This window comes from Martelella alba (genome assembly GCF_006516955.1).
In the GTDB taxonomy this organism is placed as follows: domain Bacteria; phylum Pseudomonadota; class Alphaproteobacteria; order Rhizobiales; family Rhizobiaceae; genus Martelella; species Martelella alba.
Genome location: NZ_VHLG01000001.1, coordinates 473,007 through 495,034, shown reverse-complemented (window position 1 = coordinate 495,034; position 22,028 = coordinate 473,007). Strand labels below are relative to the sequence as shown.

Here is a 22,028-nt window from a genome sequence, read left to right as displayed (position 1 = left end):
TTTGTTGCGCCGACGACATGTTCACGCCGTTTTGAGCGCATAATCCCTTCTGCCTCGTGAGATCGAAATACGAAAATGCATGCCGGCCCGTTTAGGGCCGGGTGCGTTTTTGGTGACATTATGAAGGAGATCCGGTGAGCGAGCCCGGAAACAATAGCGGCGATGAGCCGAAGCGGAACAAGCGCCCGATCGTTCCCAAGTCTGCACGGGAAGCGCTTCGTCCTGAGAAAGTGCCTCAGCCAACGGCGAAGCACTCGCGCCGCGCCAAGAGCCAGCTGGTTATTTTTCTGAATTTCCTGATGTCGATAGCCGTTCTGGCCTGTATTTGCGGGGTTGGCGTCTATTTTTATGCAAGCTCGACCTATCGCGAGGCCGGGCCGCTGAAGGCCAATGCAACCTTTACCGTGCGATCAGGCGCAGGTCTGGCGGAAATTTCGATGGCGCTGCAAAGAAACGGTGTCGTTTCCGATTCGCGTGTGTTCCGCTATGTCACAGCTGCGCGTTTCCGTGATGGCGAGACGCTGAAGGCCGGTGATTACGAGATCAAGGCTGGTTCTTCCATGGAGGAGGTTGCCGATCTTCTCCAGTCGGGCAAAACGATCCTCTACAGCATTTCGATTCCGGAAGGATTAACGGTCAAGCAGGTCTTTGACCGGCTTGCTGCGGATGAGGATCTGAGCGGCGACCTGCCGGCAAAACTGCCGCCGGAAGGCAGTTTGATGCCGGAGACCTATAAATTCTCACGTGGAACCAGCCGCGAAGAAATCATTCAGCAGATGGAGGAAGGGCAGTCTGCACTGATTGATTCGATCTGGCTCAAGCGCGATGCCGATCTGCCGATCAAGGACAAGAACGAGTTTGTCACGCTGGCCTCGATCGTCGAGAAGGAAACCGGCATTGCCGATGAGCGGCCTCGGGTTGCAGCCGTTTTCATCAACCGGCTGCGAAAGGGCATGCGCCTGCAATCGGATCCGACCGTGATCTACGGGATCTATGGCGGTGATGGAAAGCCGTCCGACAAACCCATTTACAAGTCGGATCTGGAGAAGGATACGCCTTATAATACCTATGTCATCAAGGGCTTGCCTCCGGGGCCGATTGCCAACCCCGGACGGGCTTCGCTTGAGGCGGTGGCCAATCCTGCGCGCACCGAGGACATTTACTTTGTTGCGGACGGAAGCGGTGGCCATGCCTTTGCCGCGACTTTGAAAGAGCACAATTCCAATGTGGCCAAGTGGCGCAAGCTTGAGGCTGACAAACAGCAGAACTAAGTTGGGTTTCGGCTGAAAGGCGCGGCAAAGCCTGCCGCGCCGCCATTCGCGGAAACACTGAAACTGCGTATGATCCGGGCTGCAGCGACGATGATTCGCAAGTGCTGTGGTTTTGCGCCGTTATGGCGCTTGTGTCGGGAGGTGAAGATATGGCTGTTCAGTCGATGACCGGCTTTGCGAGTACGGGCGGCCTGGAAGGGCGCTATCGCTGGAGCTTCGAGCTCCGCTCGGTCAATGGCAAGGGGCTTGATCTTCGTCTTCGCCTGCCGTCCGGTTTCGAACATCTTGAGGGCGAATTGAGACGCCGCGCGGGCATATTTCTGACGCGGGGCAATCTTCAGGTTGCGCTTTCCGTTTCGCTGGCCGACAGCCGGCTGGAACTGGTGGTCAATGAGACCGTGCTGAACGCGGTTCTGGCGCTGAAGGAGCGCCTGGGTGACAAGATCGATCAGGCACCGCTGACGATTGATGGCCTGCTTGGAATTCGCGGTATTGCCGATTTTCGGGAGACCGAAGAGGAAGAGGCTGCCCTTGCGGCGCGTGACGTATCGATTCTTTCAGGATTTGATGCCGCGCTTGAGCGGCTGGTCGATATGCGCCGGGCCGAGGGGGAGAAGATCGCTGCTGTGCTTTCGGGGCAGATCGACAAGATCGAGCAGCTGACCGTCCGGGTCGAACAGGACCCTTCGCGCAGTGCAAAGGCCATCGCCGAGAAGCTTAAAGAGCAGGTTGCCCGCCTTGTTGAGGGGCAGCCCTCGCTTGACCCGGACCGGCTCTATGCCGAGGCGGCACTGCTGGCAACGAAAGCCGATCTGCAGGAAGAGATCGATCGATTGCACGCGCATGTGGCCGCAGCACGCGCACTTCTGGCCGAGGGTGGGCCCTGTGGACGTAAGCTCGATTTTCTGGCGCAGGAGTTCAATCGCGAAACCAACACAATCTGTTCAAAATCGAATGCTGTCGCCGTGACAACGGCCGGTCTCGAGCTGAAGGTGGTCATCGACCAGCTTCGCGAACAGGTTCAAAATGTCGAATAGGATGGGTGTCTGAATGGCCGACCAGAGCGAAACTGTTAAACGTCGTGGCGTGATGCTTGTCCTCGCCGCACCTTCCGGTGCCGGAAAGTCGACGATCGCCCGGAGGTTGCTTGCCGAAGATCCGATGATTGACCTGTCCATCAGTGCGACCACACGGCCGATCCGCGGAAGCGAGCAGGAGGGCGTGCACTACTTCTTCTTAAGTGAGGACGCTTTCAAGGCCCGCCGTGATGAGGGCGCCTTTCTTGAATGGGCCGAAGTTCACGGAAATTATTACGCGACGCCCAGGGCTGCGGTCGAGAAATCGCTGGCCGCTGGCCGAGACGTGCTTTTCGATATTGATGTTCAAGGTGCCGAGCAACTGAAGCGGCAGATGCCTGAAGATGTCGTTGGTATTTTCGTTCTGCCGCCGTCAATGCCGGTGCTCAAGGCGCGGCTTCAGGCGCGTGCGGAAGATAGTAAGGCGGCCATGGAGGTTCGGCTGAAAAACGCGATCGGCGAGATCGGGCGCTGGCGTGACTACGAATATGTCGTCATCAACGACAATCTCGACGAAGCCTATGATCAGGTGCGTTCAATCATGATTGCTGAACGGGCCAAGCGGACCTATCAAAATGTCATCCCGCGCCATGTCGAAATGCTGCTGAAGGGCGAATAGCCCTATTCTTCGAGCATCGCAGCCAGCTGGCAGAACTCTGCAACATCCAGTGTTTCCGCGCGCCGCGTCGGGTCAATTCCGGCGCGGGCCAGCAGTACCTCGCCGCCAAGGCTCTTGAGGCTCTGGCGCAACATCTTGCGTCTTTGTCCAAACGCGGCATGGGTCACGCGTTCCAAAGCGTGCGCTCTGATGGCTATGGGGGATGCAAGCGGCGTCAGATGGACAACGCTGGAGGTCACCTTTGGCGGCGGCGTGAAGGCCTGAGGCGGAACATCGAAGGCAATCTTTGCATCCGTGCGCCAGCCAGCGAGAACCCCGAGACGGCCATAGGCGCCGTCTCCCGCCTCAGCGATGACGCGCTCGGCCACTTCCTTTTGAAACATCAGTGTGAGCGACGTCCAGTAGGGCGGCCAGGCCTCAGGCAGCAGCCAGTTCACCAGCAATTGGGTGCCGACATTATAAGGCAGATTGGCGATGATCTTGACCTTTGCGCCGCCGGCAAGCGCTGCGAAGTCGGTCTTCAGCGCGTCACCTTCAATAATGTCGAGTTTGCCCGGATAGTGGTCTGAAATCTCCTGAAGTGCGGGCAGACAGCGCGAATCGCGCTCGATCACGGTCAGTTTCTTCACCCCGAGCGACAGGATTGCCCGAGTGAGCCCGCCGGGGCCCGGTCCGACTTCGATCACATGTGCACCTTCTAGATCACCGGCCGTGCGGGCAATTTTCTGCGTGAGGTTGAGGTCGAGAAGGAAATTCTGACCCAGTGCCTTTTTCGCATTCAGCCCGTGGGCGGCAAGCACGTCGCGCAGCGGCGGAAGATCGTCAATGGCGCTCATTTTGATGCCTCCGCCATGGCTGCGGCCATGGTGATGGCGGCAAGCAGGCTTTCGGCCCGCGCGACACCCTTGCCGGCGATGCCGAAGGCCGTGCCGTGATCAGGCGATGTGCGGATGAAGGGCAGACCAAGCGTGGCATTCACGCCGTCATCGAAGCCGAGTGTCTTGACCGGGATCAGGGCCTGATCGTGATACATGCAAAGTGCGACATCATAGTTCTGGCGCGCGGTGGCATGGAACATCGTGTCAGCCGGAAGGGGCCCGATGACATCGATACCATCTGCACGCAGAATATCGAGAGCGGGGCTGATGATTGTTTCTTCTTCCGTGCCCATTGCCCCATCCTCTCCGGCATGCGGGTTAAGCCCGGCAAAGGCGAGACGCGGATTTTCTATGCCAAATCTGCTGCGCAGGTCATGCGCCGTGATGCGGGCGGTCTCGACAATCAACGTGCTTGTCAGGCTTTCCGGCACCTTCGAGAGCGCGATGTGAATGGTGATCGGCACGACACGCAGCTGCGGGCAGGCAAGCATCATCACCGGCGTAACGGGAATACCCGTCTCGCGCGCGGCGAGGGCCGCCAGAAATTCGGTATGGCCAGGATAGGAAAAGCCGGACTGGTAGAGCACGGATTTGGCGATCGGGTTGGTAACGACGGCGGCTGTTTTGCCGCGCATGGTAAAGCGCACGGCCATGTCAATAGCGCTGATCGTGCCGGGCGCCGACTTCGGATCCGGCGCGCCGGCCTTGACGGGAACCCCGGCATCGATGGTGAACACAGGCAAGGCCGTATCGAATGTGGCGAGTGCGGTTTCAGGGGCGGAGACGGCGATGGGAAGCTCAATCCCGATCATGCGGGCGCGCTCGACAAGAATGCGCGGATCGCCAAGATAGATGAAGGGCGCCACACCGTTTTCCCGACGGTCTAACCACAGACGCGCCGCCAATTCAGGACCGATCCCGGCAGGATCGCCCTGCGTCAGAGCGAGCGGAAGCTTGCTATCCATTCCATGTCACCAATTACTTCGACGGCGTGACAATCTGTGCCTTGTCGCGAAGTTCCTTCAGGTAGGTCTCGCTCTCATTCTTGCGGTCTTCCATGCTTACATCTTCCTTCTGGCTGAGAAGAAGGCGGGCGGTGTAATCGTCATTGGCAACCGACTTCGCGCAGATGGCCAGGAATTCCGCACCGGCAGGCGTAGTGAAGACCGAGCCCGTATCACCCTTGGCCCCCTTCAGCGACTTTGCCCAGGGTTCAGGCAGCTGCGGCTCAAGATAACGGCCGACATCGACGACGGTCACATCATTCATGCCAGCGGCAAAGGTGATAGCCCCATCGCAACCGGGGAATTTCGGACGTGCCTGCTCAGCTTCTCGTTTACGCTTGGCCAGCAGACTGTTGCGCTGTGCTTCGGGAACGACAAAGACGATCCGCTTCAGCTGGTACTCAGTGGTTTCGGGCTTTTTGCCTTCCTTTTCCAGGGTCTCCAACTGGGGGATAAACTGCGAATCCGTCAGCGTCGAGCTTTGCCCGTAGCGCGCCGCGACAATGCGCTGCCAGCTCAGGGTGATGGCGATGTAGTACTTGAAGTGCGCTTCGCCGACGCCGATCTGGTTCATGGCCTGGGTCAGCTGCGCCGTCGTCATATGGTTCGCCTTGGCAAAACCCTGATAATACTGGTCGACATCTGCCGTGGTGACGGACATGCCGCGAAACGCGATCTCCGACTGCTTCAGCGCCTGGTCGATCATGTCCTCGCGGGCTTTCTTGTTGAGGTCGCCCTTTTCACCCATGACACGCAGAAGTGCCGCGCGGCGGCGAATATCGTCGTTCGTGACCGGGACATTGTTGACGATGACGGCGATATCGACCGTGGCGGCGCGGCTGGGAGCGGGAGCGGCCGTCATACCGCCGATTGCGATCAGCACGGCGGTGATCGCGCCAAGGCCAAATGAAGCGGTTTTCATAGCGTTTCCTTTCCTGGAACCGTTCTGTCGGCAATGTTTTGCGGCGTGCCGACGATCTTTCTTCAGGACTTGGGCAGAAAAGTGCCGAAGATCCGTGAAACTACGTCACAATCAAATGCCCAAATACAGCGGCAAAAGCAAGACGAGCGAACACAATTTATAATTGCACTTATTGCTAGTCAAAGTTGTTTCCGTCGGTGCTGCCATATCCGATGTCACCAAGCGTGCGAAGGGTCAGCTGGGCGCCGATCTGCCAGGTCGCGGCGGATGCGCTGCTGGTATCCCACTTCTGTCGGTACACAATCGCGAATGACGTGCAGATATCTTCATAGGTCAGACCAACCCATCGCCGGGTCATCACATCGTTCTCAAGGTCCCAGGTGAATGACCCCGCAACTGACCAGTTGCTGTTGAGCTTAACCTTGCCGGTCGTTTTGATTTCCTGGTTGTCTTCTTCGTAGGCATAGCCGGGTTGGGCCTGAACACTGCTGTAATCAAACGCTGTTGCAAGCCAGTCGCCGTCAAAGGAAAGGCCGGCATCCGTGCGATTAAGTGCAAGTGTATCCTTATCAAGACGTGCACCTGCATTGAGCGAAATCCCCTGGGGGAGGCTCACTGAAGCGCCACCGACAAAATCGGAGACATCATCTTCAAGGCCGGATTTGATGCCAACGCCAGTCAGATCGTCGGCTGCATAAGAGTTGAGTCCGGCAAGTTGATAGGACTGGCCGAATGCGCCGTTGACAAGAACCCCGGACTGAAAGGACCCGGTATAACGGAAGCCGACATTGGCGCGTGTTCCGCCTTCCTCACGGTCATAGCCGGAAAACTTGTCGCGGCTGAAGAGGTTGGTGTAGTCAAAGACCAGGCTCTGGGCATCCTCATTGGTCAATTCGCCAGCATATTGTTCGTCGTTGCGAACGTAGATCTGGGCAATCGGCTCAATGATGTTCGAATTGGAGCCATCTGTCAGCAGCCAGGGATAGCGTACCTCAAAACCGGCCGTGGCAAGGCCGCGTGCAGCTGTGTTCGAATTGTCGAAATTGCCCGTATAGGGATAAGTGACACCGCTCACTGAATCGGGATTGGTGACATCCATGTAATAGCCGTCGGCCCGGAGGGCCAGAAGCGGTGTCATGACGAGACCGGCCGGCCCGATCAGGGATTTTTGCCACTGAACTTCGGTCGTGAGTCGCGTGTTGTCGCCCTCAAGGCCAAGGAAGCGGGTGTTGACAGAGGTATTGTCGATGTCGGACTGACGCCGCGTAATGTTGGTCAGATTGCTGGTGACCGAGAGCTCGCCACCAAAAACCGGCTCCGGCGCGAAATACTGGTAATCGACTGTTGGCAGGGCAATTGCCTGCTTCTTTTCGCTGGCATCATGCGTGTCGGCGTCCTGCACGTCGAAATAATTCGCCGTAATGGAGAAGGAATTGCGCTTGCCAAGCCCCTGCAGATAGACTTGGTTGTTGAATGTATCGTCGTTGTAACCGGCTATATCATATGTGCTGGCGAAATCGTTGTCGCTCTGAGCCATCACATCCCAGCCGAAGACCCAGCGCGGATTGATGGAAAAACTGCCCTTGGAGGCGATAAATCCGCGATCCGTGACGCTCCGATCCGCTGTGCCAGCGTCGAATTTGTCCGGATTGGCCTGCGAGATGCCGGCGACGCGAAGTGTATGGGTGCCGTTCGCATAGCGCTGGCGATATTCCGCCTCGAGCATGAAGCCCTGTTGGGAATATCCGGTTCCGGTAAAGGTAATGTCGGAACTTGGCGTTAGCGGCAGATAATAGGGTTGGGAATAGGATATTCCCAGATTGCTGCTCGAATTGATCGAGGGGAATAGAAAGCCGGCTTTCCGCTTGACTGTTCCATCAGGTACAGAAATGGAGGGAAGCAGAGCGATCGGCTTGCCAAATATCTCAAAGCTCGGATGTTCCAGCCGCACGGTGTGGGTTACGCCATCCTGGATCACGCGCTCGGCTCGGATCTGCCAGAGCGGCGGCTTGTCCGGGGTTTCCGAACAGGGGACGCAGGCCGTGTAGACGCCCTTGTCAACGATCATCTTGTTTCCGTCGAGCCGCTCGGCCTTCTGCCCGGCAATGGCGACATTGTCCGCTGTACGCATGCTGATCGAATTGGCAAAGCCATTGGCAAAGTCATCGGTCACATCGATTCGGTCGGCATGCATCTTGTTGCCGGCGCTATCGACCATCTCGACCTTGCCGGAGGCAATCAGCCGGCCGCTCGCCTGATCGTATTCGACCTGCTGTGCCACCATGCGATAGCCGTTATAGGCGATCTGAACACCACCGATCGCCATGATCTTCTGGCTGTCATGATTGTAGACAAGCTCATTGGCAGTCAGCAGAAAAGGCGCCTGACCGTCAGAGGAGGGCGAGGGAAGCGCAGGCAGTTCCTGCGCCAAGGCTGCATTGACAATTCCGCCCGTCGCCATCGACAGCGCAACAAGGCTGGATGTGACAAGAAGGCCTGCAAGACGGTGTTTGCTCAAAATACGCAGAGCCACTGCTAACCGTCCTCCTGATACAATAAAATGGTCAAACCCAACGCCATTGCTACAATCACCGGAATCCACGCCGCCAAAATCGGCGGAAGAACGCCGCTGCTACCAAATGCCTTCACAAGCACGCTGACCACATAAAGCAGAAAGCCCGACAGGATTCCACCAAAAATCACCACAGGTGACTGTGCGAACCGAGAGAATTTCAGGCAAACCGTCGCCGCGATCAATGACATGGCGATCAAAAGTATCGGTAAGGATAACAAATAGTTATATTGCGTCTCAAGACCCTTGGTTGAAATGCCGAACTGTTTGGCCGCGTCAATCTTGCGCGGCAGGTCGAAAAAGCTCACCATTTCAGGCTGGGCAAGGCTTTGCTGGACGAATTCCTTCTCCAGATTCGTCTGCACGCGCGCGGTATCACGGTGCACGGAAATTTCACCGGGACGGAATTCCGTAACATCCGAAAGCGTCCACCAGCCATCGCCCAGGCGGGCCATCTTCGCATCCTGCCGGAGTGTGATTCGGTTGTTTTTGTCGAAATAGATCACCACCGCATCGGCAAGGCCTGTGCCGCCGTCAATGATTTGTCGGCCACCGATAATGGTATCCTGATCGCCTGTGCGCTGCCGCAGCCAGGGGACCATCTTGCTGTCCTGATTCGACGTGCCTGATGCCGTGGCCTGCAGCTGTATCGCTTTTGGCTGCGACCAGGCATTGAGCGGACTGAGGCCCATGACGCTGATGAGTCCGAGAAGAAAGGAGCCAAACACGAATGGCAGCATGAATTGCCAGACAGAGATACCGGCGGCGCGCGTTACGACAAGCTCGTATTTTCTGTTCAGGGCAACCAGGGTCACCATGCTGGCAAAAAGCGCAATGAAGGGAATGGTCTGCTGCAGCATGGCGGGAAGCTGCAATGCGGTCACTGCCAGTGCGATCAGCATACCATTATCGACATTGTTGCCGATGCTGCCGACGGTCTCACTGAAGTTGATCAGCAGAATCAGCGATGTGATTCCACCAAAGAACCAGAGAATGGTGATGATATAGCGCCTGAGGAAATAGCGGCCGAGTGTTGAGAACAGCATTATGGCGCGGCTCCCGTTGCCTTGTCGCTCTTGTGTCTGCGGTCCTGCAGCCGCTGCGACCAAGATGGCTTGATCCTGAGCTTGTGTGGCCTGAGCAGAAGCGCGACGCCGATCACCAGACAGATCACCGGAAGCCCATAAATGAGATAGATGAGGGCAGGTGTGTTTTCAGCCTCATTTGCTGCAAAATGGGAAATCAGCCGCAGCAACAGCGTCAGACCGAAAGCGCTTGCCATCGGTGGAACACGCTTCTCACGGTGCGAGCGGGCATCGCCGACAATGACGATGGTGAAAATGGCGTAGATGAAGGGCAAGGTCCAGTCCGTCAACCGGCGCGCCAGTTCCGCCTTGTAGACATCGGGGCGTCGAAGATAATCCGGATCATCTCCCGGATTGAGCAGGAAGTTCAGATCTCGATCGGACGGGCGGCGGCCGGTCTGGCTGCGGTCCTTCGTCAGTTCGGAAAGGTCGAAGCTGTAGGAATCAAACTGGACGATGGAGACATCGCCCGTTGAATCCTCCCTTTGAACCTGTCCGTCTTTCATGATCAGCTGGCCACCGGTGGAATCAACGGCACCTTCCTTGGCATAATAGATGTAGGCGTTGGCCGGATCACGGTAATCGGCGACAAAGAGCCCGCGCAACACGCGGCCTGAAAGGCGTTCGGAGATCTGCACATAGAGGCCGTTATCGACTTCGCGAAAGGTCTTTTCCTCGATCACGGAAGACAGGAGATCGGCATAGACGGCTGCAATCACCTTTCTGATTTCGCCACGCGATGCTGGCTCCACATAATTGATGAGCGAGAATGAAAAGACGCACATGATCGCTGCCAGGACAAGGATCGGACGATAGATAATGCTGCGCCGTGCTCCGCCGGCATCCATGATCGCCAGCTCGGAATCATTATTCATCGCGGTCAGAGTCTGTGCTGCAGCAAGAACAATGGCGAAGGGCAGGACCGTCGGCACCACCGTCGGCAGAATGAGTGTTGCCAGCGTCAGAAATGACAAGGCTGACTGACCACTGTCTGTAACAAGATTGATGCGGCCGAGCACCTGGGTAAGCCACAGAATCGCCATCACCGGCAGCAGTACCGCCAGTACCATGCGAAAGGTCCGGGCCATGATATAGCGTTCAAGAATTTTCATAGGCGCCGAACCGAATGTCCCTTTTTGAGCAGTCCCATATAACCGGGAGCTCTCATATAAAGCTACTATTTCAGATGTGCTGGCCGCGAAACCGGACGTTCTGCTTCATTTCGCGTGAAAAGATACCAGATTCCCAGGAAGATAACGACAGATGAAAGCCATCCAAGTGCGGTATCGGAGAAATAATGTCCGCCGAACGCCACGCGCATTGCTGGCGCTATCAATGCGGCAGCTATTAACGGTGGCATAAGCGCTGTGCGCACGCGTGACGGCAACAGGAAAAGCGCAAAGCAGAAGACCCATCCCGCCCCCGCCGCTTCGCCCGAAATGAAAGAGCAATTGGATCCGCAGGCGCCGGAAAAATCACCTGCGGGAACGAAGCCGAGCGTTCCTCCGAAAAGGTCGGTATTGCGCGGGCGTGGCCGGTGGGAGAATTCTTTCAAAATCCCGTTGACCAGAAGCGCCGGACCGAGCAGCAGTGAAACAATTCCCGCCATGATCCGTCGCGCCAGTGCCGAATCGTAACCGCGGCCCCGCCTCAGCTGTATGACGATCAGGCGAATGAGCAAGTAAACGCCGCATACCGGCGGCAGGTAAAAGAACAGGTCGCGCAGATGGTTCAAGAATGCGTTCTGGGCATAGGGAAAAATGCCGCATACCGCAAAGGGCATGCTGTCTGCGCTGCATTGGGCCGGCTGGAAAAAGTAGCCGGTTATGGTTTTGTCGATCTGCGGATCAAAATAGAACAGCGCCAGTAGCAGAATCCAGACGGCCAGGAGCGCCCAGAAGGCCTTCCGGGCGCGGCCTGCATCCAGGAACGTCGAATATCCCTTGGGGCTGGAGCTGGGCGGGGTGGTATGGGGCAAGCGAAATCTCCAGATCCCGGCAGATGGGACGCGATTCCCGAAACAACAGTTATCGGTAGCTTTTTCATGGAAGCCTTCCTTTCGGTCAACTCCCGCGGATATGAAAACCGCGTGATATGCAACATCACGCCTTTTCCGAGATGCGCCTCTTTGCGTGAAAAATCTGGAAAAAACATGGCCGCTCGCAGCGCCTGTGGGGTGTTGCCATCATCTCGCTCGGCAAACTATCATGGTGCAGTCAATGTCGATCATCTCGAGCGGAGCCTCATGTGACTGAAGTCCTGTTTTATCATCTGACGGAAACGCGCTGCGACGATGCCTTGCCGCCGCTGATCGAAAAAAGCATCGAACGCGGCTGGCGTATCGGTCTGAAGCTGAAAGACGATGAAAGCTGTGAGCATTTTGACGGGCTTTTGTGGACCTATAGCGACACAAGTTTTCTGCCGCATGGGCGCGATGATGAAGAAGATTGTCAGGGGGAGCCGATCCTGCTGACAACAGGATCCGAAAATCGCAATCAGGCCGACATCCGATTCTTTGTCGGTGGTGCGACGGTTGATCCTGTCGAAGGGTATCAGCGCGTTGTGGTGATGTTCGATGGTCATGACAATGACGAGCTTATGCTCGCCAGAAGCGAATGGAAGCGCCTGCGCGACGAAGGTCATGCGTTGACCTACTGGCAGCAGGGGATGGATGGACGGTGGTCAAAAAAAGCTTAAAATCAATAATTTACATATTTTTATTCGTGATTTTTTCTTTAATTATTAGGTGTTCTTTATAACTATACGAAAAATATACGTAATTCTCTTTTTTTGAGATTGATCGAAGTGTTATAATTTTCAATTAATGTATTGAAATAGAACGGTTTTTTATGGGTGGCGGTGGTTCCGTCACCCTGTCTGCAAGTCATGTTTTTTAGCCGTCATTGGTGGCGTTGAGATTTTCGGGCCTGATGCCATCTGCGGCACCTTGCGGGCGGATCAGACGAACGCCGGGTCCGCCGCCATCATCGCCATTTGCGATAAAGGCGAGCCCGGCACCCTCGAGGAATTTTCTGAGATTCATGACGTCGTCCCACTCCGTTCCTTCCATTTCTGCCCTGTCTACGGCTTCGACCGGCAGGCCAGCCTGACGCGCGAGCTCGTTCTTGCTGAGACCGAGAAGGGCGCGGCCCGCGCGCAATTGCTGAGGTGAGATCATGGTCTTCTCCTTCGCTCTTTGGTCGATGGCCAGCGCACACCCGCTGGCGCGCTGTCATCGCCTGCAATGCTCGTCCTGTTTGCAGGCAAAGGCAAGCGGCTCCTTGGTCGAACGCGAAAGCGTTTCTTGCTTTTGCCCGCCCAGGCCGTAGCGGCATTGGCAAATAGTCGTGTTATTTTACGGTCCGTTGGTCTGCCGGTTTGGCGACCGGCCCGGCCATCCATTTGATGATCACCATGGCAGGCAATATCCACAGCAGGCCGGAAAGCGCGAAATAGATGAGCGCGACCCACCAGGCTTTGTCGCCGAGCGTATATGTGGCAATAAGCGTCGCCGCGAGCGCATAGACGATCACCAGAAGGATGATAAGGATGGTTCCGACGAATTTGCGCAGCCTGACCGGCACCTTCCATCTCCCGCTTGTCAAGGTGATGGCAAGAGATTAGGCCTTTGCGCCAGCGTTGAAAAGGGCGGCCATGTGTCTTGCGGCCGCCAGGAACGGAGAAGACAGGCATGGTTGCAGCAACAGCGATAAAACCGGGGGATGAACGGGAGCGGCGCAATGCAGCGCTGGTCCGCTATTGGCTCTATCTGGTGGTTTTGACACTGTTCTGTCTGGTTCTGGTCGGCGGCGCGACCCGGCTCACCCATTCCGGTCTTTCGATCACGCAATGGAAGCCAATTCATGGCGTGATTCCGCCGCTCTCGCTCAAGGACTGGCAGGAAGAGTTTGCGCTCTATCAGCAGATCCCGGAATATCAGCTTCTGAACAAGGGCATGACCCTTGCCGGCTTCAAGGCGCTGTTCTGGTGGGAATGGGCGCACCGGCTGCTGGCCCGCTCCATCGGGCTGATTTTCTTCGTGCCGTTGGTCTATTTCTGGCTTTCTGGCCGGCTAGCCAAAAGCCTGCGTCTGCCGCTTTTCGGTGTTTTTCTGCTTGGCGGTTTTCAGGGCTTTATCGGCTGGTGGATGGTCTCGTCCGGTTTGTCGGTGCGCACCGATGTCAGCCAGTACCGGCTGGCGATCCATCTCGTCACCGCCTGTCTGATCTTTTCGGCCTGTGTTTATATCGCCGCTGGACTGAAGCCACGCAAAGTCCAGCCGTCACCGGCGTTTGGTTCGGGCAGTTTTGCCGGTATTCTGGTGCTGGCTGTTCTGGTGCAGATTTATCTTGGCGCGCTGGTTGCCGGGCTTGATGCCGGGTTCAGCTATAATACCTGGCCGCTGATGGACGGCGCTTTGGTACCCGGCGGCCTTCTCGTTCAGCATCCGGCCTATCTGAATTTCTTCGAAAATCCCAAGACCGTGCAGTTCATTCACCGCTGTGGCGGCTATACCGTGTTCATTCTTGCTGCTTTGCATATGGTTGCTGAATGGCGCGGCGCCGTTGCCAAAGGCCTTGATCTGGAACTGTCGCAGCACGCGCGCGGTGCACTGCTGATCTTCATTCTGGTGCTGGTTCAGGCCTGCCTCGGCATTTTCACGCTCCTGTTTCAGGTGCCGCTCTTGCTGGCGCTCAGCCATCAGGGTATGGCGCTGATCGTGCTGGCGGCAGTGGTCGCCCATGCGCGTGGCTATCGTCCGCCGATGTTCGTCCTGTCCTGAACTGATAGCAACAGACAAATAAAGGCCCGCGCGAAGCGGGCCTCAGATTGCTGACGAAGTCTAAGCCCCTCTCTAACGTCATGCCTGTGCTTGTCACAGGCATCCAGCTGACGCGCGTCAGCGCGGCGAGAGACTCTTATAATCAGATGCCCTGACTAACATGGATCCCCGTGACAAGCACGGGGATGACGACGGAGGGGAGCTATTCCACCCCAAATAGGCAATCTGAATGACTTTGTCAGCAGTCTGGCCCGCGCGAAGCGGGCCTTCTCTATTCAGGGAATCAGCCGAATCGGTAGGCTGAATAGCGTTTGTTGAAAAAATCGGTTTTCAACACCGGCACGCCAGTGTCTGCACCGCCGGCACCTGCAGCCGCAAAGACCGGAACGAGATGGTCGTGATCGGGGAAGTGGCTCGCCACGGCATCGGGATTTTCCGTCCAGGTCGCAAGCTTTGCGATCCGCTCTTCCGGGTCCTTGATCGCAAGCGCATCGGCAAGCCACTCGTCAAATCTGGCTGACTGTGCCTCATGCTCGGCGTTGCGGCGGAAGAACATGCGCATATTGTGATAGGAAAGCCCCGATCCAACGATCAGGATATCCTCGTCGCGCAGGCTCTCAAGCGCCTGACCGATCCTGAAATGCGTTTCGGCAGACAGGTCTGGATCCAGAGACATCATCACGATCGGCACATCGGCCTTGGGATAGATCAGCATGAAGGGAACGAAGACGCCGTGGTCATAGCCGCGGCTGTCATTGGCCTCCGTATCGATGCCCTTGGCCTTCAGTACGTTACGCACATGTTCGGCGATATCTGGCGCACCGGGGGCAGGGTATTTCAGCTGATAGGTATGGGCCGGGAAGCCGCCATAGTCATAATACATGCCCGGATTTGCGGCCGTGGAAACGGTCAATTTCGGCACGTTCGGCCAGTGGGCGGAGATCACCAGGACGGCTTTCGGACGGCGTCCGACATCGGCATCGACGCTGCGCAGGAAGATCTCAAGCGGTTTCCACGGATCATCGTCGCGCAGCACGCCGGAAAGATCTTCCATGAACGGCCACGGGCCGCCGCCATGGGGAATGAAATAGACGGGAAGACGGGAATTGCTCATGTCAAACCTCGATAAATTCGTGTGTTGACAGCAATATAGCGAAGGGCCGGTCGTTTCGCGACCGGCCCTTCGGCGACGGATTGTTCACCAAAATGCGTTTCAGGCAGAAAGCATAAGATCCATATTCTGAACGGCAGCGCCCGATGCGCCCTTGCCAAGATTGTCGAGCAGGGCAACGAGATTGACATATGGGCTGCCGGGCTTGCCGAAGGCGAAAAGCTTCATTGTGTCTTTACCGGCGAGTTCAATCGCATTGACGCGGGCAAGGGCAGCACTTTCCGAAAGTGGCACGACGCTGACAATGTCCTGACCGGCATAATAGTCGGTCAGAAGCGCGTGAATGCTTTCCAGCGTCTGACTGCCGGACAGGTCATCAAGGTAAAGCGGCACCTGCACGATCATGCCCTGCGGGAAGCGGCCGACCGAAGGCGAGAAGATCGGCGGGCGGGCCAGCATTCCATGGGCGGTCATTTCCGGCACGTGCTTGTGCGAGAGGTTGAGGCCGTAGAGGAAATGCGGCGCGTCGATATGGTCATCGCGGGCTTCGTCCTCCATCTGGGCGATCAGGTTCTTGCCGCCGCCGGTATAGCCGGAAACAGCATTGACCGTGACCGGATAGCTGTCCGGGATCAGTCCGCTGGCACGCAGCGGGCGCAAAAGCGCGATGGCGCCGGTCGGGTAGCAGCCCGGATTGGCAACAAAGCGTGCAGCACGGATCTTTTCGCCCTGCGTCTTGTCCATTTCGGCAAAACCATAGACCCAGTCGGGATTGACGCGATAGGCGGTGGAGGTATCGATAACCCGCACGCTGTTATTGCCTGACAGCATGGAGATTGCCTCACGCGAGGCATCATCCGGCAGGCAGAGAATGGCGATATCGGCGCTATTGAGCAGATCCTCGCGCATTTTCGGATTACGGCGCTCCTCAGCCGGGATCGAAAGCAATTCGACATCACGGCGCTCGGCCATGCGCGTGCGGATCTGCAGGCCCGTGGTTCCGTGTTCGCCGTCAATGAAGATTTTTGCTGCCATTTTCGTTGTCCCGTTTCGTCTCAAGGGGCGGATTTCGCCTTCTTATAAGGCTTCGCGCCGTTACTCACAATAATGATGCAGGCGCGAAAGGAGCAGTTTTGTCGCTTTCTTGAGATCGATCTATCAAATGCATTGATGGTGCCTCGTCGACGGTGCTTTGCAACGAACGTCATCGCCCGGAGCGAAGAAAGCGAAAAAGAACGGGCAGAAGGTCTGCCCGTCATATCGTTGCGGATGGCTGTTACCGGACAGTGATTAGTAGTGTTTGATCTCGTTATAGATCATCTGAACGATCGAGCCGGTGGTGGGGTAGAGCGGGATCAGGCAGGCCTGAAGCGCGTGGTAGATATCGCCCTTGCCGGCGAAGAGGCTGTTTGCCGGGACGAGGTCCTCTGTCAGCTCCTCGTGCCAGCCACCCTTTTCGTGGTCGATCAGATGGTTGGTGATGAAGCTCCAGAGCCGGCGATAGGCCAGCATGTGGAAATCGCCGCCGAAATGCTCGGACAGGCAATGGGTGGCGCCGATGGCTTCGCAATGCGGCCACCACAGTTTCGAGCGGTTGAGCGGCTTGTTGCTCCAGTCGAGCGTGTAATACATGCCCTTCTTGTCATGATCCCAGCCATATTTGAACGACGAGACGAAGAGTTCCTGGGCAGCCTTGGGCATCCAGTCATGGGCGCGGCCGGTCAGCGCAAAAAGCTGCAGCAGCAGGCGTGACCATTCCAGCCAATGGCCGGGCGTGGTGCCTGAGGGGCGGAACATCTCGTTGCCCGAGTAGTTGTAATCGATTTCCCAGTTCTCGGTGAAATGTTCGGCAACGCGGAAATTGCAGGACCGCGCATGCTTGTTGATGATCAGCTCGGCGATCTGCTTGGCCTTGGTGATATATTCCACCTTGCCGGTGACCTCATAGGCCGCCATCAGCGCCTCGGTCATATGCATGTTGCAGTTTTGGCCGCGATAACCCGGAACCGGGGTCCAGTCGGTCTGGAATTCTTCCGCAACAGCGCCGTATTGCTCTTCCCAGAAATATTTCTCGATCACTTCGGTCACGTCAGCGATCATCTGATCGGCCTGTGGGTGTCCGGCAAATTTAGCGGATGAGGCGGCGAGTAGCACGAAGGCGTGGCCGTATGCCTGCTTGGTCGGCTCGCCCAGCGGGCCGTCATTGTCGACCTGCCAGAAATAACCGCCACGCTCGTTGTCGCGATGGCGCTCCCAGAGGAACTTCATGCCGTGGTCGAGCAGGTCATCACAGCCTGGCCGGCCAAGCAGGTGGCCCATGGACATGCAGTGCACCATGCGGGCGGCGGTATGGATGCCGCGCACCGGGTTGTCGCCACCCAGCGGATTGCCATCCGCATCGAATTCGAAGAAACCGCCCTTCGGGTTGATCGAACGATACTGGAAATAGTCGAACAGGTTATTGGCCTGGCCCATCAGCCAGTCGCGATGATAGGGGCGACGGATCCAGCGGGGCGGGGCGATCATTGTGTTGACTTTGGGCTGCATGAAACTCCTCCAATTTTTGCGAATCCGACGGCGTCCCGGTATTTTATTGCCTGCGCCGATTCTGAAATGAAATGCTTACGGTTTTTCTCGCGAAAACATCGTTTCGGCAAGCGCTGGTGGCGGAACATCTTGCCTTGCGAACCGATTGCCATCATATCGGCCTAGAGTGAGACTTTGTTGATGCTGGTCAAGTCAGTTGACCGTAAAAAGTGGATTTTGCCGCCAGGCTTGTCGCATGGCGCCAGCGTGGGTGGCCCTCTTTGGCGGTCGTCGATTTTTGGCAATCATCACCCACAAATTCAAGCCATATATTGACATAAAGATATCTTTATGTGATTTGCAGTGGCGAAGAAATTCAGGAGCCTGTCTGATGTTGGATGAACTGTTCGGGGATGTTGCGCCCAAGCGCGATGGTGCAGAAATTCGTGCCGCGCTTGAAAAGGCCGCACGTGAACGCATTCTCATTCTCGATGGCGCCATGGGAACGCAGATCCAGGGGCTTGAATTTGATGAGGATCATTTTCGCGGCGACCGTTTCATCGGCTGTTCGTGCCAGCTTAAGGGCAATAATGACCTTCTGATCCTGTCGCAGCCGAATGCGGTGGAGGAGATCCACTATCGCTACGCCATCGCCGGTGCGGATATTATCGAGACCAATACCTTCTCCGGTACGACGATTGCCCAGGCTGATTACCAGATGGAAGATATCGTCTATGAGCTGAACCGCGATGGCGCCCGCGTGGCTCGCCGCGCGGCGCTGAGAGCCGAAAAGGAAGATGGCCGCCGTCGCTTCGTTGCCGGTGCCGTTGGCCCGACCAACCGGACGGCGTCGATCTCACCGGACGTGAATAATCCCGGCTTTCGCGCTGTTTCCTTTGATGATTTGCGTGTCGCTTACCGTCAGCAGATCAATGGATTGATTGATGGCGGTTCCGATCTGATCCTGATCGAGACCATCTTTGATACGCTGAATGCCAAGGCTGCAGTCTTCGCCGCGCGAGAGGCATTTGCGGAAAAGGGCATCGAACTGCCGCTGATGATTTCCGGCACGATTACCGATCTTTCCGGTCGCACATTGTCGGGCCAGACACCGTCTGCCTTCTGGTATTCGCTGCGCCATGCCGATCCCTTCACCATCGGGCTCAACTGTGCGCTCGGCGCGGACGCCATGCTGCCGCATCTGCAGGAGCTTTCCGGCGTTGCCGATACCTTCATCTGCGCCTATCCCAATGCCGGTCTGCCGAATGAATTCGGTCTTTACGATCAGGGGCCGGATGACATGGCGCGTCAGGTCGGTAATTTTGCCCGTCAGGGGCTGGTCAACATTGTCGGCGGTTGCTGTGGCTCGACGCCGGAACATATTGCCGCCGTTGCCGAGGCGGTCGGTCAATACAAGCCGCGCCAGGTGCCGGAGCATAAGCCTTTCCTGGCACTGTCGGGCCTCGAACCCTTCGTGCTGACCAGCGATATCCCCTTCGTCAATGTCGGTGAGCGTACCAACGTCACCGGCTCGGCCAAATTCCGCAAGCTGATCACCAATGCCGATTACGCGACCGCACTCGACGTCGCCCGTGATCAGGTGGAGGCCGGTGCCCAGGTCATCGATATCAATATGGATGAGGGGCTGATCGACAGCGAAAAGGCGATGGTCGAATTCCTCAACCTGATCGCAGCCGAACCGGACATTGCCCGCGTTCCGCTGATGATCGACTCCTCCAAGTTCGAGATCATCGAGGCGGGCCTCAAATGCACCCAGGGCAAGGCGCTGGTGAACTCGATCTCGCTGAAGGAAGGCGAGGAACAGTTTATCGAAAAGGCAAGGCTGATCCGCAATTACGGTGCGGCAACCGTGGTGATGGCCTTTGACGAACAGGGCCAGGCCGATACGTTTGAACGCAAGGTCGAGATCTGCACGCGGGCCTATAACGTCCTCACACAGAAGGTTGGATTTCCGCCGGAAGATATTGTTTTTGATCCGAATATCTTTGCTGTTGCAACGGGTATCGAGGAGCATGACAACTACGGCGTTGACTTCATTGAGGCAACGAAGAAGATCCGGGCGACACTGCCGCATGCGCATATTTCCGGGGGTGTTTCGAACCTGTCCTTCTCCTTCCGCGGCAATGAGCCGGTGCGTCAGGCAATGCATGCGGTGTTCCTCTATCACGCCATTCAGGCGGGAATGGATATGGGCATCGTCAATGCCGGTCAGCTGATCGTCTATGAGAGCATCGACCCTGAACTGCGCGAAGCCTGCGAGGATGTGGTCCTGAACCGGCGTTCGGATTCCACCGAGCGGCTGCTGGCCATTGCCGAGCGCTACCGCGGCACGGGCAAGACCGAGGAGCGCAAGCAGGATCTGGCCTGGCGCGAATTCCCGGTTGAAAAGCGGCTGGAACATGCGCTCGTCAACGGCATTACCGAATTTATCGAGGCCGACACGGAAGAGGCGCGTCTGGCCGCCGAGCGGCCGCTGCACGTGATTGAAGGGCCGCTGATGTCCGGCATGAATGTGGTTGGCGATCTGTTCGGCGCCGGCAAGATGTTCCTGCCGCAGGTGGTCAAGTCCGCCCGCGTGATGAAGCAGGCCGTTGCTGTTCTGCTGCCCTACATGGAAGAGGAAAAGCGCCTCAGCGGTGCCGAGGGTGCGCAATCGGCCGGCAAGGTCATCATGGCCACGGTGAAGGGCGACGTTCATGACATCGGCAAGAATATTGTCGGCGTTGTGCTGGCCTGCAACAATTACGAGATCATCGATCTCGGCGTCATGGTGCCGGCGGAAAAGATCCTTGCTGCCGCGAAGGAGCACAATGCCGATATCATCGGCCTGTCAGGCCTGATCACTCCCTCGCTCGACGAGATGGTGCATGTGGCAGCCGAGATGGAGCGCCAGGACTTCCATCTGCCGCTTCTGATCGGCGGGGCGACCACCAGCCGGGTGCATACGGCCGTCAAGATCCATCCCGCCTATGACAAGGGGCAGGCGATCTATGTGACGGATGCAAGCCGTGCTGTCGGCGTGGTCAACAATCTGCTGACGCCGGAGCTGAAGGGCAATTACGTCACCGGCATCCGTGAGGAATATGCCAAGGTCGCCGACGCCCATGCCCGCGCGGAGGCTGCCAAACTGCGTCTGCCCTTGGCGGCAGCGCGTGCCAATCACGTGAAGGTGGACTGGGATGCCTATAAGCCCGTCGCGCCGACCTTCTTTGGCACGAAGGTGTTTGACGATTATGATCTGGCCGAGCTTGCCGAATATTTCGATTGGACACCCTTCTTCCAGACCTGGGAACTGAAGGGGCGCTATCCTGATATTCTTGAGGACGAGAAACAGGGCGAGACGGCGCGTCAGCTTTTTGCCGATGCAAAGGCGATGCTGAAAAAGATCGTTGACGAAAAATGGTTCCGTCCGCGTGCGGTCATCGGCTTCTGGCCGGCCAACGCGGTGGGCGATGATATCCGCCTGTTCACTGATGAGAGCCGTTCGGAAGAGCTTGCAACCTTCTTCACGCTCCGCCAGCAACTGTCCAAGCGCGGTGACCGGCCGAATGTGGCGCTGTCGGATTTCGTTGCGCCGGTTGAGAGCGGCAAGCCGGACTATGTCGGCGGCTTCGTCGTGACCGCAGGCTTTGAGGAAATCGCCATTGCCGAACGTTTCGAGCGTGCCAATGACGATTATTCCTCGATCATGGTCAAGGCGCTGGCCGACCGCTTTGCCGAGGCCTTTGCCGAGCGCATGCATCAGCGCGTTCGCCGGGAATTCTGGGCCTATGCGCCGGACGAGACTTTTGCCAATCACGAACTGATCGGCGAGGCCTATGATGGCATCCGGCCCGCACCCGGCTATCCGGCACAACCCGATCACACCGAAAAGAAGACGCTGTTCAAGCTGCTGGACGCGGAAAATGCCACAGGCGTGACGCTGACGGAAAGCTATGCCATGTGGCCGGGGTCGTCCGTCTCCGGTATCTATATCGGCCATCCCGACAGCTATTATTTCGGTGTCGCAAAGGTCGAGCGCGATCAGGTCGAAGATTATGCGGCCCGCAAGGGCATGAGCGTCGAAGAGGTCGAGCGCTGGCTCGGGCCGGTGCTGAACTATGTGCCGGGCAACAAGACGGAAACGAGCGACGCCGCCTGAGTGCTGCCGTTTACTCTGC

19 protein-coding genes are annotated in these 22,028 nt (G+C 57.2%); 7 read left to right on the top strand and 12 right to left on the bottom strand.

Translation table 11 applies throughout. The features are described from left to right. The first annotated feature begins 134 nt into the window (after positions 1-134). The 3 genes from mltG (at position 135) to gmk (ending at position 2,966) form a co-directional block, all read left to right on the top strand. Positions 135-1,271 carry an endolytic transglycosylase MltG gene (gene mltG / locus FJU08_RS02265; RefSeq protein ID WP_141147340.1) on the top strand — a complete coding sequence of 379 codons (1,137 nt, stop codon included), beginning with the start codon at positions 135-137 and terminating at the stop codon, positions 1,269-1,271. A 149-nt stretch (positions 1,272-1,420) separates the two neighbouring features. Next, positions 1,421-2,308 (top strand): YicC/YloC family endoribonuclease, encoded by an 888-nt coding sequence (locus FJU08_RS02260; protein ID WP_141147339.1) that lies wholly within the window; start codon positions 1,421-1,423, stop codon positions 2,306-2,308. Between the two features lie 13 nt (positions 2,309-2,321). Continuing rightward, positions 2,322-2,966 carry a guanylate kinase gene (gene gmk, locus FJU08_RS02255; protein ID WP_141147338.1) on the top strand — a complete coding sequence of 215 codons (645 nt, stop codon included), beginning with the start codon at positions 2,322-2,324 and terminating at the stop codon, positions 2,964-2,966. A 2-nt stretch (positions 2,967-2,968) separates the two neighbouring features. Here the strand turns inward: gmk and rsmA are convergent, their stop codons facing one another. The 7 genes from rsmA to FJU08_RS02220 all read right to left on the bottom strand — a co-directional run bounded on the left by rsmA (position 2,969) and on the right by FJU08_RS02220 (position 11,405). Beyond that, positions 2,969-3,802, bottom strand: coding sequence for a 16S rRNA (adenine(1518)-N(6)/adenine(1519)-N(6))-dimethyltransferase RsmA (gene rsmA / locus FJU08_RS02250; RefSeq protein ID WP_141147337.1), 834 nt, complete (start codon positions 3,800-3,802; stop codon positions 2,969-2,971). Further along, positions 3,799-4,809 (bottom strand): 4-hydroxythreonine-4-phosphate dehydrogenase PdxA, encoded by a 1,011-nt coding sequence (gene pdxA, locus FJU08_RS02245; RefSeq protein WP_141147336.1) that lies wholly within the window; start codon positions 4,807-4,809, stop codon positions 3,799-3,801. The genes rsmA and pdxA overlap by 4 nt, the downstream gene beginning before the upstream one ends. 13 nt (positions 4,810-4,822) lie before the next feature. After that, the gene (locus tag FJU08_RS02240; protein ID WP_141147335.1) at positions 4,823-5,770 is read right to left on the bottom strand and encodes a SurA N-terminal domain-containing protein; all 948 of its coding nucleotides are present in this window, start codon (positions 5,768-5,770) and stop codon (positions 4,823-4,825) included. Between the two features lie 175 nt (positions 5,771-5,945). Next, on the bottom strand, positions 5,946-8,231 hold the full coding sequence (locus FJU08_RS02235; protein WP_141147592.1) for an LPS-assembly protein LptD: 2,286 nt from the start codon (positions 8,229-8,231) through the stop codon (positions 5,946-5,948). A gap of 74 nt (positions 8,232-8,305) precedes the next feature. Continuing rightward, positions 8,306-9,388 carry an LPS export ABC transporter permease LptG gene (gene lptG, locus FJU08_RS02230; protein WP_141147334.1) on the bottom strand — a complete coding sequence of 361 codons (1,083 nt, stop codon included), beginning with the start codon at positions 9,386-9,388 and terminating at the stop codon, positions 8,306-8,308. After that, positions 9,388-10,539, bottom strand: coding sequence for an LptF/LptG family permease (locus FJU08_RS02225; protein ID WP_235890552.1), 1,152 nt, complete (start codon positions 10,537-10,539; stop codon positions 9,388-9,390). Before FJU08_RS02225 ends, lptG begins: the two co-directional genes overlap by 1 nt. Positions 10,540-10,604: 65 nt before the next feature. Next, the gene (locus tag FJU08_RS02220; RefSeq protein ID WP_235890551.1) at positions 10,605-11,405 is read right to left on the bottom strand and encodes a phosphatase PAP2 family protein; all 801 of its coding nucleotides are present in this window, start codon (positions 11,403-11,405) and stop codon (positions 10,605-10,607) included. Between FJU08_RS02220 and FJU08_RS02215 the strand changes: the two genes are divergently transcribed. Together FJU08_RS02215 and FJU08_RS02210 are read left to right on the top strand one after the other, a co-directional pair. Then, positions 11,397-11,678 (top strand): hypothetical protein, encoded by a 282-nt coding sequence (locus FJU08_RS02215; protein ID WP_141147333.1) that lies wholly within the window; start codon positions 11,397-11,399, stop codon positions 11,676-11,678. The two genes, FJU08_RS02220 and FJU08_RS02215, sit on opposite strands and share 9 nt — an antisense overlap. Then, the gene (locus FJU08_RS02210; protein ID WP_141147332.1) at positions 11,675-12,124 is read left to right on the top strand and encodes a DNA polymerase III subunit chi; all 450 of its coding nucleotides are present in this window, start codon (positions 11,675-11,677) and stop codon (positions 12,122-12,124) included. The genes FJU08_RS02215 and FJU08_RS02210 overlap by 4 nt, the downstream gene beginning before the upstream one ends. Positions 12,125-12,320: 196 nt before the next feature. On the opposite strand, the gene FJU08_RS02205 is transcribed toward FJU08_RS02210, so the two are convergent. Both FJU08_RS02205 and FJU08_RS02200 read right to left on the bottom strand, forming a co-directional pair. Next, positions 12,321-12,605 (bottom strand): DNA-binding protein, encoded by a 285-nt coding sequence (locus FJU08_RS02205; protein ID WP_141147331.1) that lies wholly within the window; start codon positions 12,603-12,605, stop codon positions 12,321-12,323. Between the two features lie 172 nt (positions 12,606-12,777). Beyond that, complete coding sequence (locus FJU08_RS02200; protein ID WP_141147330.1) at positions 12,778-13,011, bottom strand: DUF2842 domain-containing protein; 234 nt, start codon at positions 13,009-13,011, stop codon at positions 12,778-12,780. A 107-nt stretch (positions 13,012-13,118) separates the two neighbouring features. Here FJU08_RS02200 and FJU08_RS02195 point away from each other — a divergent pair, with 107 nt between their 5' ends. Continuing rightward, the gene (locus tag FJU08_RS02195) at positions 13,119-14,210 is read left to right on the top strand and encodes a COX15/CtaA family protein (RefSeq protein WP_141147329.1); all 1,092 of its coding nucleotides are present in this window, start codon (positions 13,119-13,121) and stop codon (positions 14,208-14,210) included. A 283-nt stretch (positions 14,211-14,493) separates the two neighbouring features. On the opposite strand, the gene FJU08_RS02190 is transcribed toward FJU08_RS02195, so the two are convergent. From FJU08_RS02190 to FJU08_RS02180, 3 genes are all read right to left on the bottom strand, one after another. Continuing rightward, positions 14,494-15,324, bottom strand: a complete 831-nt coding sequence (locus tag FJU08_RS02190) for a DODA-type extradiol aromatic ring-opening family dioxygenase (protein WP_141147328.1) — start codon at positions 15,322-15,324, stop codon at positions 14,494-14,496. A 99-nt stretch (positions 15,325-15,423) separates the two neighbouring features. After that, on the bottom strand, positions 15,424-16,356 hold the full coding sequence (gene argC / locus FJU08_RS02185) for an N-acetyl-gamma-glutamyl-phosphate reductase (RefSeq protein WP_141147327.1): 933 nt from the start codon (positions 16,354-16,356) through the stop codon (positions 15,424-15,426). Positions 16,357-16,611: 255 nt separating this feature from the next. Then, entirely contained in the window at positions 16,612-17,868 is a 1,257-nt protein-coding gene (locus FJU08_RS02180; RefSeq protein ID WP_141147326.1) for an AGE family epimerase/isomerase, read from the bottom strand. 370 nt (positions 17,869-18,238) lie between these two features. On the opposite strand from FJU08_RS02180, the gene metH reads away from it, so the two are divergent. Continuing rightward, entirely contained in the window at positions 18,239-22,009 is a 3,771-nt protein-coding gene (gene metH, locus FJU08_RS02175; RefSeq protein ID WP_141147325.1) for a methionine synthase, read from the top strand. The last annotated feature ends 19 nt before the right edge of the window (positions 22,010-22,028 follow it).